Below are 15,232 nucleotides of genomic sequence, written 5' to 3' on the forward strand. Positions count from 1 at the left end.
ATTGCGCCATTAATGGGGGCTAATCGGCATTCAGGCCAGTTGGACATCACCTTGTAACTGGCAGCTACAAGCTAACACATAACCTTGAGCAATCTCTTCTGCTGTCAGCGTCATGGTGCTGCTGGTGGTATATTTGCCATGCAGAATACGGGTTTTACAAGAACCACAAACACCCGCGCGGCAGGCGGCCATCACTGGTACTTTGTGTTGTTCCAAGGCGAATAGCAGGGACGTACCCACCGGGACTTTAACACTGCGCAAAGGATGGCTGATGGTCATCGTCAATTCATTACCGCTATCGACAGCGTCATCACGGGTGCGGAACTGCTCTTTCTGGAAATGGTCTGCTGGAACTGATTGTTCGCGGCAATACTGCTCAACCCAATCCATATAGGGCGCGGGTCCACAAGTCATCACCCGGCGGTGGGCAATGTCAGGTGCTACCTGTTGCATTATTTGTGCATTGATTCTGCCTGCAACGAACCCATCGCTGGCCTCTGATTCAGCCATCAATGTGAGCTGTAATTGTTGTGGATAGCGCTGTAACAAGGCTTGCCAGCTAGCGGCAAAAATGACATCTGCTGGTGAGCGCACATTAAATATCACCCGGATATCTGCTTGTGCACGCCGTGCCAGTAAGTCACGACACATCGACATCACGGGAGTGACACCACAGCCAGCAGCTAGCATCAGGTAGTGGTCATCATCAGCGTGAGCACAAGTAAAATCGCCCTGAGCATCGGAAAGCCACAGGTAATCCCCCACCTTGACTTGCTGGGTCAACCAGCGTGATCCTTCCCCATCCGCTAAACAGCGCACGGTGAGCTGGATAAACGGACTTAAACCGGGTGTCGAGGAAAGCGTATATGCCCGCAGAGTTTCATCACTATTGCGAATGCTTACCAAGGCATATTGGCCCGGTAAATAAGGATAAAAATCGTGATTAATTAACCGCAGGCTCCAGACATCGGGTGTTTCTTGCCAGATGGAATGAACTTGCATGCGGTTAGGGCACAGGGCGGTAGGACAGTCGGTTGGGATAAAATCAGCGGTTGGGATAAAATCAGTCATCAAAACCTCACAACGAATCAGGTCATTTTCGGGCAAAAAAGCCATTAATAGTGCCCGACCAGTGGCAATAAACCACTCTGGCCGGGCAACGTGCCATTACTTAATGAGCCAAAATATCGACTTAATTCCCCAAAATCGCACTCATATCTTGCTCTACGGTGGTAATAGGACGCATACCAAATTTCTCGTAGAGGATGGCCATCAGGTTGTCAGTCAGGAAACCTGGCGCGGTCGGGCCGGTATAAATATTTTTGACACCCAATGACAACAGGGTCAGGAGAATGACAATAGCTTTCTGTTCAAACCATGACAGTACCAGACTGAGTGGCAGGTCATTGACGGTACAACCCAGTTTTTCTGATAATTTAACCGCCAGCATGATGGCGGAGTAAGCATCATTACACTGGCCGACATCCAGCAGGCGTGGCAAGCCTTCCAAGGTACCAAAATCCAGTTTGTTGAAGCGATATTTGCCGCAAGCCAGTGTCATGATGATGCAATCTTGTGGCACACTGCGGGCAAAATCAGTGAAATAGCTACGTTCTGTACGGCTACCGTCACATCCCCCGACCAGGAATACATGACGCAGCTTTTTAGTGGCGACCAAATCAATAACGGTATCTGCCGCATTCAGCAAGGTCTGGCGGCCAAAACCGACAGTAATCAGGTGTTCCAGCTCATTATACGGGAAGCCAGCCATCCCCAATGCCTGTTCAATGACGCGGGTGAAATCCTCCCCATCCAGGTGATTAACACCCGGCCAGCCAACAATACTGCGAGTCCAAATACGATCACCGTAATTGCCGACGTTCGGGTCAATGATACAGTTAGATGTCATTAGGATCGGACCGGGGAATTTGGCGAATTCGGTCTGCTGATTCTGCCAGCCACTGCCGTAGTTACCCACCAGATGTGGATAGCGTTTTAACTCAGGGTAGCCGTGAGCAGGCAGCATTTCACCGTGGGTATAAATATTAACGCCGGTTCCCTGAGTTTGCTCCAACAGCATTTGTAAGTCTTTGAGATCATGACCGGAGATCAAGATAGCCTTACCGGCAACCGGGCGCACATTCACCGATGTTGGCTGCGGATCGCCATAGGCTTGGGTTTCGCCGTGGTCCAAAATGGCCATCACATTGAAGTTCATTTTGCCAATACCCATTGCATTATTCAGTAGCGTGTCGACATCACGCGGTTGGGTACCCAACCAGGCCATATAAGCATGATAATCAGCATAAATCTGCTCATCGAACTGCCCCAGGACATGGGCATGTTCCATATAGGCCGCCGCCCCCTTCAGTCCATACAAACACAGCATGCGCAAGCCGTGGATATCGTCACCAACGTCAGCTTTATCGTTGTTCAGCGCAAATTGCAGCGATTGTTGTTGCAGGGTAGGGATATCGTCGGACAGTAGTTGTAGCTCAGCCAGTGGGTGATCAACCGTGATAGTACTATCAAGCAAGCGGCAACGAATGGCCAATGATTGGCGCAATAAGATGGCTTCTTTCGCGTAACCGACGATTCTGTCTGAGTCGAAATTCACATTGGTCAGGGTCGAGAAAAAAGCTCTGGGTGCAAAGCTATCAATCTGATGATCGATAATACCAAGTTCGCGGGCGGTCAATGCCCATGCGGAAAGCCCTTGCAGTACAGCAACTAATAGGTCTTGTAAATCAGAGGTTTCGGCGGTTTTCCCGCACATCCCCTGCGCGTAAGAGCAGCCGTTACCCGCAGGTGTTCGGATAGTTTGTTCACATTGCACACAGAACATAATTATTTTTCCTTTTAAAGTTGCATTTGTAATGCGTGTTTAAAAGCATAGAGGTGCATCCGAGGTTTAAAAAGGCTTTTTTAATGCAACTTTCACTTGTTTTGATTTGGCGCAACTTTTGCTGCGAATGAGAATTTATTCACTATTAGGCAGGAAGAGCGCGCAGTGAATCGGCTGATCCACTGCGCTGGGTAATAAAGTGATTAAGAAAAGAAAGCGATCAATACCGGGGCCAGTAAGCTTAGCAAGAAACCGTGGACGATAGCGGCAGGGACCATCTCCAGCCCACCACTGCGCTGCAATACCGGCAAGGTGAAGTCCATAGAAGTGGCGCCACATAAGCCAAGCGCCGTGGAGCGGCTACTGCGGACTAAGGTTGGAATCAGCATGATGGCCACTAATTCACGCGCCAAATCGTTAAAGAATGCGGCACTACCAATTACTGGGCCGAACGCATCAGTCAGCAAAATACCAGACAGTGAATACCAACCAAAGCCAGAGGCCATCGCCAGCCCGGTTTTAACCGGCAAACCGATCAGTAGTGCAGCAAGCATACCACCGAGTAAGGCACTGATTGCTACCACCAATGCCACCATGGTGCCACGGCGGTTCAACACTATCTGGCGCAGTGTCATACCACTGTTACGCAATTGAATCCCCACTAAGAACAGCAGGAAAATCAGTGCCAACTCGCTGCCTTTGGCGGCAAACTGCAACCACTCCCATTGGCTTAGACCCAACAGGAAGCCAACAATGACCACGCCGCACAGTTTTAATGACTCTAGTGCCATATGCAGCCGTGAGGGTAATGCTTCCTGCCGATGAGTATTCTTCCACGGTATTTTGCGTTCGAGCAAAAACAGTGCGAGCAAATTGGCACAAAAAATACACAGAAAAAAGATGCCGGTGTACTGGAAAATGAGCAGCAGGTTAGCGCTGAGGTTTTCCAAAAAGGCCAGGCTGATCCCCATAAAAAATAAAATAACGTAAACCATCCAGCTTAATAGACGGTTGATTAATTGAATTAATGGTTTGCGACTAAGTGGGATCAGATAACCAATAATTAACGGCAAAAGTATGATCAACAATCCTGAATACACGAGTTATACCGTCCTATACCCTTCTTCATTGACGTTACTGTGGTGTTAGCTGCACTTGCCCACCCGAATCACTTATCGATGTAAGCTCATCGGAATGAATGAACCTCCTTGAGACTCACCCTGTGAACGAGCATGAATGTTGTGCAAATCGGTTCGAGACCGATTAATCATTCGTTTGTGGACTTGTTGTAACGCCAATGACTTTGGTTATCATGAGCAGATGAATAATGAGCTGTGGCGCAATAAGCTATCTAAAATCAGAGACAGAGTAAAGCAGTACGCACGGGCCGCGGCACTTGACCCGTAAGGTTTTTTTGCGTCTGGCGTCAAGACAATCGACTATGATTGCTGAGTTAACAGTGTTATCTGTAGTATCAGTATGAATAAATTCGCACCGGAGGCGTAGCATGTATCTTGAACGTGTTGATATTGTCGGTTTTCGCGGTATTAATCGTATTTCATTGAGCCTTGACGATAATACTGTGCTGATCGGTGAGAACGCCTGGGGTAAATCCAGCTTATTAGATGCGCTCACGCTGCTGTTGTCTCCCGAACCTCAACTCTATCATTTTACCGTGCAGGATTTTTATTATCCGGCAGGGGACGAGACGGCTAAAGAGCGCCATTTACAGGTTATTTTTACCTTTTGTGAGAAAGACATTGGTCATTGGCACTCCCCACGTTACCGCCATTTAGCCCCATTATGGATAAAAAATGATGATGGTCTGCATCGTATTTATTATCGGGTCGAGGGGGAACTGGCTGATGATGGCACGGTGTGTACCTGGCGTACGTTCCTTGATTTAGAAGGCCAGCCACTGTCTTTGCACGATATTGAGAAGTTGGCACGTGGCGTTATTCGTATCCACCCGGTATTGCGATTGCGTGATGCGCGCTTTATGCGCCGGCTCCGTAGCAGCACTGAAAACAGCCATGCACCTGATAAAGTGGCGTTGAACCAGCAATTGGATCAATTAAGCCGTGAGTTGGTCCGTAACCCACAGAAACTGACTAATTCAGAATTACGCCAGGGCTTGGAGGCGATGCGCCAACTGCTGGAACACTACTTTGCCGAGTCTGGATCGCAGTCCGCCGGTTTGCGTAATCACCGTTATCGGCCACAACCGGAACGTGAAGCCTGGCTGGCCCTCGACAATATAAACCGGATGGTGGCTGAGCCGAACAGCCGCAGTATGCGGTTGATACTTTTAGGGATGTTTTCAACGTTATTACAGGCTAAAGGGCCATTGAGTCTCGATCCCCATTCTCGGCCATTGCTACTGGTAGAAGACCCTGAAACCCGCTTGCATCCGATAATGCTGTCCGTCGCCTGGGGGTTGCTCAGCCAGCTCCCTCTGCAACGGATTACCACGACAAATTCCGGTGAGTTAGTGTCATTAGTGCCGATAGAGAGCATTTGCCGATTGGTGCGCGAATCGGCAAAAGTCGCGACTTATCGTATTGGCTCTCGTGGCATGAGCCCTGAAGATAGCCGCCGTATCGCTTTCCATATTCGTTTCAATCGGCCCTCAGCCCTGTTTGCCCGTTGCTGGCTGCTGGTGGAAGGTGAAACAGAGATCTGGTTACTCAATGAGTTTGCTCGCCAGTGTGGTTACCACTTTGAAGCTGAAGGGGTAAAAGTGATTGAGTTCGCTCAGAGTGGTTTGCGCCCGCTGCTTAAGTTTGCCAACCGGATGGGCATTCAATGGCATGTTCTGACTGATGGCGATGATGCCGGTAAAAAGTATGCCGCCACGGTGCGTAATATGGCGGACAACGGGCGCGATCATGAACGGGATCGCCTGACTATATTGCCAGCACCAGATATGGAACACTTTTTATATCGCGCTGGTTTTGATGATGTCTATCATCGGATCTCAGCAATTCCTGCCAATGCCAAAATGCAGCCGCGTAGGGTGATTGAAAAGGCGATTCACCGTACCTCCAAGCCGGATCTGGCTATTGAGGTTGCCAGTCAGGCCAAAGAGAGGGGGGTAGAATCTGTCCCCCTATTACTGAAAAAAATGTTCTCTCGCGTAGTTTGGCTGGCGCGTGGTCGAGCCGATTAGCACCAGATCACTTCAACACGGATCACGCCACGTCGTGAGTAAAATGCGCGGCTAACGCACCCTCCAGTTGTGCAAGTAACTCATAGCGGCGGCGATATTCTGCCCGTTTTTTGCTAGCAATATCTTCAATCGGTTTACGCGCGATTTTGGTTGGTAAATTGAAATGGCCTTCTGTGCACGCTTCTCCGCCAACAGACAACCAAAAACTGTCATAGTCAGCATGCAATTTCTCTTTTTTCTTGGCCCGATAGCGCCAGTTTTGATAAATGTGCGTTTCATTCCCCACGGCTTTAATTTGTGTTATTCCCATTAACTCTGCCAGACAGCATGCGGCTTCCAATACCAAACGTTTAGGGAATAAACCATGACAAGCTTTAGTGCTGGTGTGAATTGCGCTGTGTGGTGTTCCATTATCGGCACCTTGTAACCCACCAATAAACAATGTTTTTTGCTGTTGATAGTAAAACAGGCTGAAAGTCAGCACCGCCAGCGTTTGCTGTTGCTCATTTGCCAGCATCAGCGTAATTTCTCCCTCCTTATTGAGTTTTGGAATAACACCCAAATAAAGAGAATACTTTTCCTCATTCTTGCCAATTAATTCAGCCAGTTTATAGGGCGAAGTATGCAAGTAGTTGCGACGTAATGCCGCAGGCATACATTGGTTTACCAAGAGGAAATGATCCTGTAGCACCCCCAGTTTTTGACGATTATTGAGCGTGTTAGTCAGATAAGGACGATGCAACTTACAAGGCAAATCGGGTTGTGCGCGCAGTATACTGTTTAGTAACGGTTGTTTTACCAGTACACCCAATAAACGAAAGGTCAGTTTTGGGCTGATAAGGGTCCGGGCGATAAATTTAAGCCGAAACTGCAACTTTTGCCATGAGCCGCCCAGAGCCTGACTACCTTTGAATAGCAATGTAATTAACCCCCAACGGTTAATATTGTTGGGGATTGATGCTGTGTTATTGATGTTATGCATGATTAAATCCGTAATATCGCTGTGTTTCTGGCGCTATTCAAACAAACGGGAACTAAACAGAGGCTCAATGCATCTTAGATTTCGCCTATAGCACGGTTGTATTGATATTTGGTTTAGTTAAATGAGAATTTCTGATGCTATTTTCAGCAGATTGAAAAATTGACGAATAAGGAAGGTAATTGATTTGATGCAGTTCAGTCGCAGTCAGCGCCGATGGCTTACCATAATTGCCGTGTTAATTATCGGGGGTTTTTTCCTCATCAGACATCTGACGGCCCCAGCCCCGGTGCAATACCAAACAGTAAAAGTTGCCAATCGTGACTTGCAACAGAATGTTCTGGCAACCGGCAAACTCGATGCGGTGCGTAAAGTTGATGTGGGTGCACAGGTCAGTGGCCAGTTGGAAAAACTGTATGTGGAGATTGGCGATCAAGTTAAGCAAGGGCAATTGCTGGCGATGATCGACCCGCAACAGGCACAGAACCAAATTAAAGAAGTAGAGGCGACATTACAGGATTTGAATGCTCAGTTGGCACAGGCGAAGGCTGAAATGCAACTGGCCGCGGTCACCCTGCGCCGTCAACAGGATCTGGCAAAATTACAGGTGGTATCGCGCCAAGACTTGGATCAGGCCAGTACCACGCTGGCAGTGAAAAAAGCGCAGGTAGAGACGATTAATGCGCAAATTAATAAGACTAAAGCCAGTTTGGATACAGCCAATATTAATCTCGATTACACCAAAATTTCTGCGCCAATGGATGGCGATGTGGTGCAAATCACCACCTTGCAGGGGCAAACAGTGATCGCCGCGCAACAAGCGCCTAATATTCTGACGTTGGCGGATATGAGCACTATGTTGGTGAATGCGCAGGTATCCGAAGCGGATGTCATTCATCTTAAACCGGGGATGAAAGCCTCATTTACCGTGCTGGGTGATCCTGGGAAACACTTTGATGGGGTGTTAAAAGACATTCAACCAACACCAGAAAAAGTAAATGATGCCATTTTCTACTCGGCACGTTTTGAGGTGCCGAATCCAGATCGCTTATTGCGCCTGCAAATGACTGCGCAGGTTTCAATTCAACTTGCCAACGTAAAACAGGCAATGGTTATTCCGTTATCGGCCTTGGGTGATGAGTTAGGGACTAACCGTTATCAGGTCGCGGTGCTGAAAGACGGTAAAGAAGAGAAACGTGAAGTGACGATTGGTATCCGTAATAACGTTGATGCCCAGGTGATTTCTGGTTTGAATATCGGTGATGAGGTCATCGTTAGCCGCGGTGGCACGGAGGAGACGTAATGACGGCATTGCTTGAGTTAAAAGGCATCCGTCGTAGCTATCAGTCCGGTGAAGAGACCGTGGATGTATTGCAGGATGTCTCACTGACAATTAATGCCGGTGAGTTAGTGGCAATTATCGGCGCCTCCGGTTCGGGTAAATCGACGCTGATGAACATTCTGGGCTGTCTGGATAAGCCTAGTGCTGGTGTTTACCGCGTCTCAGGGCAGGATGTGGCGGTATTGGATAATGATGCACTCGCGGCTCTGCGCCGTGAGCACTTTGGCTTTATTTTCCAGCGTTATCATTTGCTGCCGCATCTCAGTGCTGCCCACAATGTGGAAGTCCCGGCGGTCTATGCCGGTTTGGGTAAAAATGAACGCCGCGAGCGGGCCAATATGTTACTCACCCGCCTGGGGCTGGGCGACCGTGTCGGGTACCAACCCAACCAGCTATCTGGTGGGCAGCAGCAGCGTGTCAGTATCGCCCGCGCCCTGATGAATGGTGGGCAGGTGATTTTGGCTGATGAGCCAACCGGTGCACTGGATAGTCATTCCAGCGTTGAAGTTATGGCTATTCTGAAACAGCTACAGCAGCAGGGGCACACGGTTATTATTGTGACTCATGACCCTACTGTTGCGGCTCAAGCTGAGCGGGTTATCGAAATAAAAGATGGCCGCATTATGGCGGATTCAGGCTCGAAAACGGTGCAAGCAGTGGCCGCTTCTGAGGTAATTAGTCTGACGCCACCCGCTCCATCATGGCAGCAACTGGCGGGTCGTTTCCGCGAGGCTTTATTAATGGCCTGGCGTGCGATGTCGGCCAATAAAATGCGCACGGCCTTGACCATGTTGGGCATCATTATCGGTATTGCCTCTGTTGTCTCTATCTTGGTAGTTGGGGATGCGGCCAAACAACTCGTTCTTGCTGATATCCGGGCTATTGGCACTAATACTATTGATGTTTATCCCGGCAAAGATTTCGGCGATGACGACCCCAGTACCCGGCAGGCATTGGTTTATGACGACATGGCAGCACTGAAAGCACAGTCCTACGTCAGTGCTGTATCCCCGACCATCGCAGGCAGTATGCGGCTCCGCTATGGCAATATTGATGTTGCCGCCAGCGTATCGGGGGTCAGTGAACAGTATTTCCGTGTATATGGTATGAAACTCGAACAGGGAACGGCCATTACCCGTGAGCAGGTTGAACGCCAGTCGCAAGTTGCTGTTATTGACCGTAATACCCAGCGCCGCTTGTTCCCGCATATGAAAGACGTCGTAGGGCAGGTCATCTTGGTGGGGAATATGCCTGCCACCGTGGTTGGGGTGGTAGAAGAAAAGCAATCTATGTTTGGTAGCAGTAAAGCGCTGCGAATATGGGTACCTTACAGCACCATGGCGAGCCGTCTGATGGGGCGTGCCTACTTTGATTCGATAACTATCCGCATTAAAGAGGGGTATAGCAGCAAAGAAGCTGAGCAGCAGCTAGTGCGGTTGTTGACGATGCGCCACGGCAAGAAAGACATATTCACCTATAACATGGATAGTTTGTTGCAAACGGCGGAAAAAACTACCCGTACCATGCAATTGTTCCTGACACTGGTGGCAGTAATTTCATTAGTGGTAGGGGGAATTGGGGTGATGAATATTATGCTGGTTTCGGTGACAGAACGCACTCGAGAGATCGGTATTCGCATGGCTGTAGGGGCGAGATCCAGTGATGTTATGCAGCAATTCCTAATTGAAGCGATTCTGGTTTGCCTGGTCGGTGGAGCTCTGGGTATCACGCTATCCTTTGCCATCGGTCTGGTTGTAGAGATGTTTCTGCCTAACTGGCAGATAGCTTTCCCGCCGGTTGCATTGTTCAGCGCATTTTTGTGCTCTACAGTGATAGGTGTGGTGTTTGGTTATCTACCGGCCCGCAGTGCTGCTCGACTAAATCCGATTGATGCATTAGCTCGAGAATAAATTGGCTCGAGAATAAATTAGCTGGTGAATAGATCAGTCAAAGGATTGAACTTGGTTCATATGGCCGCATATTAGAAGTATGAGAAATAAAAATGCCAGTCATCGTTGGCTGGCATTTTGAAACGTAATCGATGTTAGTAGCAACACGCCGCCCGGGAAATACCGTTGGCACCAGACTGTTTCGCTGATGGGCAGGTGCAGGCGAGTGAATGCGTGGTGTCAGGCCATTGCAGCGAGCTCCTGCGGTATGGCTTCTTGCAATAGGACATCTAACCCGAGTGGAACTATTAGGCTGGCATGGTTTCCTTTTGGTCCCTGATGGACATCAAAGTTAACCATCTGACCGGCTTTTAATGTGCGGTAGCCATCCATCTGAATAGTTGAATAGTGAGCGAAGATATCTTCGCCGCCGCCCTCAGGGCAAATAAAGCCAAAACCTTTGGCATTGTTGAACCATTTAACAGTACCCGTCTCCATACTTCTACGTTCCTCGCAAGGCTATTCTAGTTTGAGATGAGGTAATAACTGGTTAAAGTGAGCGCGAATTGGTTAAAACTCCAACAGCTCACGAAAATACACTCTAGTGGAAATGGCCTTAACGTCAAGGGGAGGGCTTTTGTCTGACCAAGGCAGTTATTCAAAGTTTGATGTAGCTAACGCTATTGTGTTTATCTGGTTACAATTTAATCACTTTTAACGCAAAAAAACCGACTTCTTTCTCTGGCGGCGTTATGGCATAAGTGATGTTAAAATAATAATAGATATCTGCATGAAATGGTCTTATAACCGGAGTGAGGTATTGCTCCTGTATGGTTCTGTGAAACGATGGGCAGGCAATGGGTAACAACAACGATTGGCTGAATTTTGAACATTTAGTCAAAGATAAACAGAAAGAGGCGCTCAAACCGCCGTCTATGTATAAAGTTATACTTAACAACGACGATTACACACCGATGGAATTTGTGATTGACGTTCTGCAAAAGTTCTTTTCTTATGATATTGAACGTGCAACACAACTGATGCTCAATGTGCATTATCAAGGAAAGGCGATTTGCGGTGTTTTTACTGCTGAAGTTGCAGAGACGAAAGTCGCACATGTAAATCAATACGCCAGGGAGAACGAGCATCCATTGCTTTGTACGCTGGAAAAAGCCTGATTAAGGCAATTATTGGGAGGTGCCTATGCTCAATCAAGAACTTGAACTCAGTCTCAATATGGCTTTCGCCAGAGCGCGTGAGCACAGACACGAGTTTATGACCGTGGAGCACCTATTGCTGGCATTGCTAAGCAATCCGGCTGCGCGGGAAGCGCTGGAGGCGTGTACGGTTGATCTGGTAGCGTTACGCCAGGAGCTGGAAGCGTTTATCGAACAAACCACACCAACATTACCTGTTAGCGAAGAAGAGCGTGACACCCAGCCTACGCTCAGTTTCCAGCGCGTGTTACAACGTGCAGTTTTCCACGTCCAGTCCTCTGGGCGCAATGAAGTCTCGGGTGCCAACGTGTTGGTCGCCATCTTCAGTGAACAAGAGTCTCAGGCGGCCTACCTGCTGCGTAAGCATGATGTCAGCCGTCTGGATGTAGTGAACTTTATTTCCCACGGCGCTCGTAAGGACGAACCGGGTCAAGCACCGAATGCAGAAAACCCGGTAAATGAAGAGCAGGCAGGAGGGGAAGACCGTATGGAAAACTTCACCACCAATCTGAATCAACTGGCTCGCGTGGGGGGCATTGACCCACTTATCGGTCGCGACAAAGAGCTGGAACGGACTATTCAGGTATTGTGCCGTCGGCGTAAAAACAACCCGCTGTTGGTCGGAGAATCCGGTGTCGGTAAAACGGCTATCGCGGAAGGCCTGGCCTGGCGTATCGTGCAGGGCGATGTTCCTGAAGTGATGTCGGAATGCACTCTGTACTCACTGGATATCGGTTCACTGCTGGCCGGAACCAAATACCGTGGTGACTTTGAAAAGCGTTTCAAAGCGCTGCTGAAACAGTTAGAAAATGATAAAGACAGCATCCTGTTTATCGATGAAATTCATACCATTATCGGCGCAGGTGCTGCCTCCGGTGGGCAAGTGGATGCAGCTAACCTGATTAAACCACTGCTTTCTAGTGGCAAGATCCGGGTCATTGGCTCTACCACTTATCAGGAATTCAGCAATATCTTTGAAAAGGATCGCGCACTGGCACGGCGTTTCCAGAAAATTGATATTACTGAGCCGACACCGGAAGAGACCGTTCAGATTATTAACGGCCTGAAACCGAAATATGAAGCACATCATGATGTGCGTTATACCGCGAAAGCGATACGCGCAGCGGTGGAGTTGTCGGTTAAGTATATTAATGACCGCCATTTACCGGATAAAGCCATTGATGTGATTGACGAGGCTGGTGCTCGTAGCCGCCTGATGCCACTTAACAAACGTAAGAAAACTGTCAATGTGTCGGACATTGAATCCGTGGTGGCTCGTATCGCCCGTATTCCTGAGAAGACCGTCTCTGCCAGTGATCGCGATGTGCTGAGAAATCTGAGTGATCGGCTGAATATGTTGGTATTCGGTCAGGATAAAGCTATTGATGCGCTATCCGAGGCGATCAAAATGAGCCGCGCAGGATTAGGGCATGAGCATAAGCCGGTCGGATCGTTCCTGTTTGCTGGCCCAACAGGGGTAGGTAAGACGGAAGTTACGGTGCAATTGGCCAAAGCACTGGATATCGAACTGCTGCGTTTTGATATGTCTGAATATATGGAGCGCCATACTGTTAGCCGCCTGATTGGTGCGCCTCCGGGTTATGTAGGTTACGATCAAGGTGGTCTGTTGACCGATGCGGTTATCAAACATCCTCATGCAGTTCTGCTGCTGGATGAAATTGAAAAAGCCCATCCAGATGTGTTTAACCTGTTACTACAGGTGATGGATAACGGCACTCTGACGGATAACAATGGGCGTAAAGCTGATTTCCGTAACGTCATTCTGGTGATGACCACCAATGCTGGTGTGCGTGAAACGCAACGGACCTCAATTGGTTTTAAACAGCAAGATAACAGCACTGACGCACTGGAAGAGATCAAAAAAGTGTTTACCCCGGAATTCCGTAACCGGTTGGATAACATTATTTGGTTCAACCACTTATCACCTACCGTTATTCAGCAGGTGGTCGATAAATTTATCGTTGAGTTGCAGGCGCAGTTAGATGCTAAAGGCGTGTCACTGGAAGTCAGTGAAGAAGCCCGTAATTGGTTATCTGATAAAGGCTATGACAAAGCGATGGGTGCACGACCAATGGCGCGGGTGATTCAGGAGAATCTGAAGAAACCACTGGCAAACGAGCTGTTGTTTGGTTCTCTGGTTGATGGTGGCTCGGTCACTGTTGGGCTGGATAAAGAAAAACAACAACTGGCTTATGAGTTTCAGAGTGCGCAGAAACGCAAAACTGAAGGTGCTGTTCATTAAATGTAAGATGTCCGAAATAAGTGGCGTTGCAGTCGATGGCAAATGAAAGATTCCCGATGAGCGAGTATTGAGTGATTCGGGGGATATCGGCGTTACACGGCTACAGCGTCAAGTATACCGGGCAATAAAAAAGGGCGATAAGCTATAAACTTATCGCCCTTTTTGTTTTCCACGATTAGTGACTTTTGCATTTTGCTGTTGATTTCACGATGAATAAACCTACTCAATCGATAAAAAAAAGAAAACGCAAAACGCCCTTGCCATAAATGGGAAGGGCGCCGGAGGGGGACTACATCCTCAGAGCTCGCCAGTCTTAAACTGGCGACAGATTAGCCGATTAACGGCTACGGAAGACAATGCGGCCTTTGCTCAGGTCGTACGGGGTCAGCTCTACAGTGACTTTGTCACCCGTCAGGATGCGGATATAGTTTTTACGCATTTTACCGGAGATATGAGCGGTTACCACGTGCCCGTTTTCCAATTCAACGCGGAACATGGTGTTCGGCAGCGTATCAAGAACGGTGCCCTGCATTTCAATATTGTCTTCTTTGGCCATCGAATCCTCTAGGTGTTACTACCTTAGTTTTTAACCGGCAAGATAATGCCGAAAAACCCACATTATGTAAAGAAGTGTTGGCGGTCATCGCACCATTTCAGCAAAATTAGTCTGCCGGTAAGAGGGGATAAAGCCTAATGTGGGGTACTTTCTCAACGGTTGATCTTTACTGCATCGCGGATGAAAAATTCAACGATTGCGGTAACCAGCATTCAGCCGGTAGTGGACTAAACTGGAGTTGACTCAACTGCTGCATAAAAAAGTTTCGTGGGATCTCAATCGCACCCAGCGACGCAGTGTGAGCGTTGAGGACCTGACAGTCAATCAGTTCTCCACCTTGACGGGTAAAATGATGACAAAAAACCATTAATGCGCTTTTTGAAGCATTGTCAGCTCGGCTAAACATCGATTCTCCGCAAAACAGTTTACCCACTGCAATGCCATATAATCCGCCAACCAGTTCATTTTCCAACCAAACTTCAACTGAGTGCGCGTGCCCTAATGCATGTAATTGGCAATAAGCTTGCTGTACATCCTCGCCAATCCACGTCCCCTCATCACGTTGCGCAGCACAAGCGCTGACCACATCGGCAAAAGCATGGTTAAGTGTGAGGCGATAAGGACAACGGCGCAGAAAGCGGCGCATGCTGCGGCTAATATGCAAATCTTCCGGGAATAACACCGCGCGCGGGTCCGGCGACCACCATAGGATCATCTCTCCGGGGCTAAACCAAGGAAAAATTCCCTTCTGGTAAGCTGCCAGCAGGCGAGGAGCGGCTAAATCGCCCCCAAGAGCCAGCAAACCATTAGGTTCGCGCAGAGCCAGCTCAGGTGAGGGGAATGCAAATGACTGAGAAGATAGCTGTGTAATGCGCATAAATCCCCCTGATGATATCTTCAGGCTCATAGCCTTCGTACTTGAAGCCACAGCGTTGTTAGCTGCTACGCTAAGTTCGCTGGGTATAATAAATA

Annotated in this window: 12 protein-coding genes; 5 read left to right on the forward strand and 7 right to left on the reverse strand. The window is 48.6% G+C overall.

The window, feature by feature from the left end; translation table 11 throughout:
- Positions 1 to 30: 30 nt before the first annotated feature.
- The 3 genes from hcr to V1956_RS10435 all read right to left on the reverse strand — a co-directional run bounded on the left by hcr (position 31) and on the right by V1956_RS10435 (position 3,945).
- Positions 31 to 1,002, reverse strand: a complete 972-nt coding sequence (gene hcr / locus V1956_RS10425; RefSeq protein ID WP_372559922.1) for an NADH oxidoreductase — start codon at positions 1,000 to 1,002, stop codon at positions 31 to 33.
- Between the two features lie 190 nt (positions 1,003 to 1,192).
- Complete coding sequence (hcp, locus tag V1956_RS10430) at positions 1,193 to 2,845, reverse strand: hydroxylamine reductase (protein ID WP_372559351.1); 1,653 nt, start codon at positions 2,843 to 2,845, stop codon at positions 1,193 to 1,195.
- A 203-nt stretch (positions 2,846 to 3,048) separates the two neighbouring features.
- On the reverse strand, positions 3,049 to 3,945 hold the full coding sequence (locus tag V1956_RS10435) for a lysine exporter LysO family protein (RefSeq protein WP_372559350.1): 897 nt from the start codon (positions 3,943 to 3,945) through the stop codon (positions 3,049 to 3,051).
- Between the two features lie 407 nt (positions 3,946 to 4,352).
- On the opposite strand from V1956_RS10435, the gene V1956_RS10440 reads away from it, so the two are divergent.
- A complete protein-coding gene (locus tag V1956_RS10440) occupies positions 4,353 to 6,014 on the forward strand; it encodes an ATP-dependent endonuclease (protein ID WP_372559349.1) in 1,662 nt (553 codons plus the stop codon).
- Positions 6,015 to 6,036: 22 nt separating this feature from the next.
- On the opposite strand, the gene V1956_RS10445 is transcribed toward V1956_RS10440, so the two are convergent.
- Positions 6,037 to 6,996, reverse strand: a complete 960-nt coding sequence (locus V1956_RS10445) for a VirK/YbjX family protein (protein ID WP_372559348.1) — start codon at positions 6,994 to 6,996, stop codon at positions 6,037 to 6,039.
- Between the two features lie 187 nt (positions 6,997 to 7,183).
- On the opposite strand from V1956_RS10445, the gene macA reads away from it, so the two are divergent.
- Both macA and macB read left to right on the forward strand, forming a co-directional pair.
- Positions 7,184 to 8,296 (forward strand): macrolide transporter subunit MacA, encoded by a 1,113-nt coding sequence (gene macA, locus V1956_RS10450; protein WP_193784808.1) that lies wholly within the window; start codon positions 7,184 to 7,186, stop codon positions 8,294 to 8,296.
- Positions 8,296 to 10,245: a macrolide ABC transporter ATP-binding protein/permease MacB gene (gene macB / locus V1956_RS10455; protein WP_442825077.1), complete on the forward strand. Its 1,950-nt coding sequence runs from the start codon at positions 8,296 to 8,298 to the stop codon at positions 10,243 to 10,245. The genes macA and macB overlap by 1 nt, the downstream gene beginning before the upstream one ends.
- A gap of 219 nt (positions 10,246 to 10,464) precedes the next feature.
- Here the strand turns inward: macB and cspD are convergent, their stop codons facing one another.
- Complete coding sequence (cspD, locus tag V1956_RS10460) at positions 10,465 to 10,722, reverse strand: cold shock-like protein CspD (RefSeq protein ID WP_372559347.1); 258 nt, start codon at positions 10,720 to 10,722, stop codon at positions 10,465 to 10,467.
- A gap of 359 nt (positions 10,723 to 11,081) precedes the next feature.
- Between cspD and clpS the strand changes: the two genes are divergently transcribed.
- On the forward strand, positions 11,082 to 11,402 hold the full coding sequence (clpS, locus tag V1956_RS10465; protein WP_005184739.1) for an ATP-dependent Clp protease adapter ClpS: 321 nt from the start codon (positions 11,082 to 11,084) through the stop codon (positions 11,400 to 11,402).
- 25 nt (positions 11,403 to 11,427) lie between these two features.
- Positions 11,428 to 13,704, forward strand: a complete 2,277-nt coding sequence (gene clpA / locus V1956_RS10470; RefSeq protein WP_050084965.1) for an ATP-dependent Clp protease ATP-binding subunit ClpA — start codon at positions 11,428 to 11,430, stop codon at positions 13,702 to 13,704.
- Between the two features lie 337 nt (positions 13,705 to 14,041).
- Here clpA and infA read toward each other — a convergent pair whose 3' ends face one another.
- Together infA and aat are read right to left on the reverse strand one after the other, a co-directional pair.
- Complete coding sequence (gene infA / locus V1956_RS10475; RefSeq protein ID WP_002211347.1) at positions 14,042 to 14,260, reverse strand: translation initiation factor IF-1; 219 nt, start codon at positions 14,258 to 14,260, stop codon at positions 14,042 to 14,044.
- 166 nt (positions 14,261 to 14,426) lie between these two features.
- Positions 14,427 to 15,137, reverse strand: coding sequence for a leucyl/phenylalanyl-tRNA--protein transferase (gene aat / locus V1956_RS10480; protein ID WP_083158424.1), 711 nt, complete (start codon positions 15,135 to 15,137; stop codon positions 14,427 to 14,429).
- Positions 15,138 to 15,232 lie beyond the last annotated feature (95 nt).

The sequence above is a fragment of the Yersinia sp. 2540 StPb PI genome (assembly GCF_052217165.1).
In the GTDB taxonomy this organism is placed as follows: Bacteria; Pseudomonadota; Gammaproteobacteria; order Enterobacterales; family Enterobacteriaceae; genus Yersinia; species Yersinia enterocolitica_E.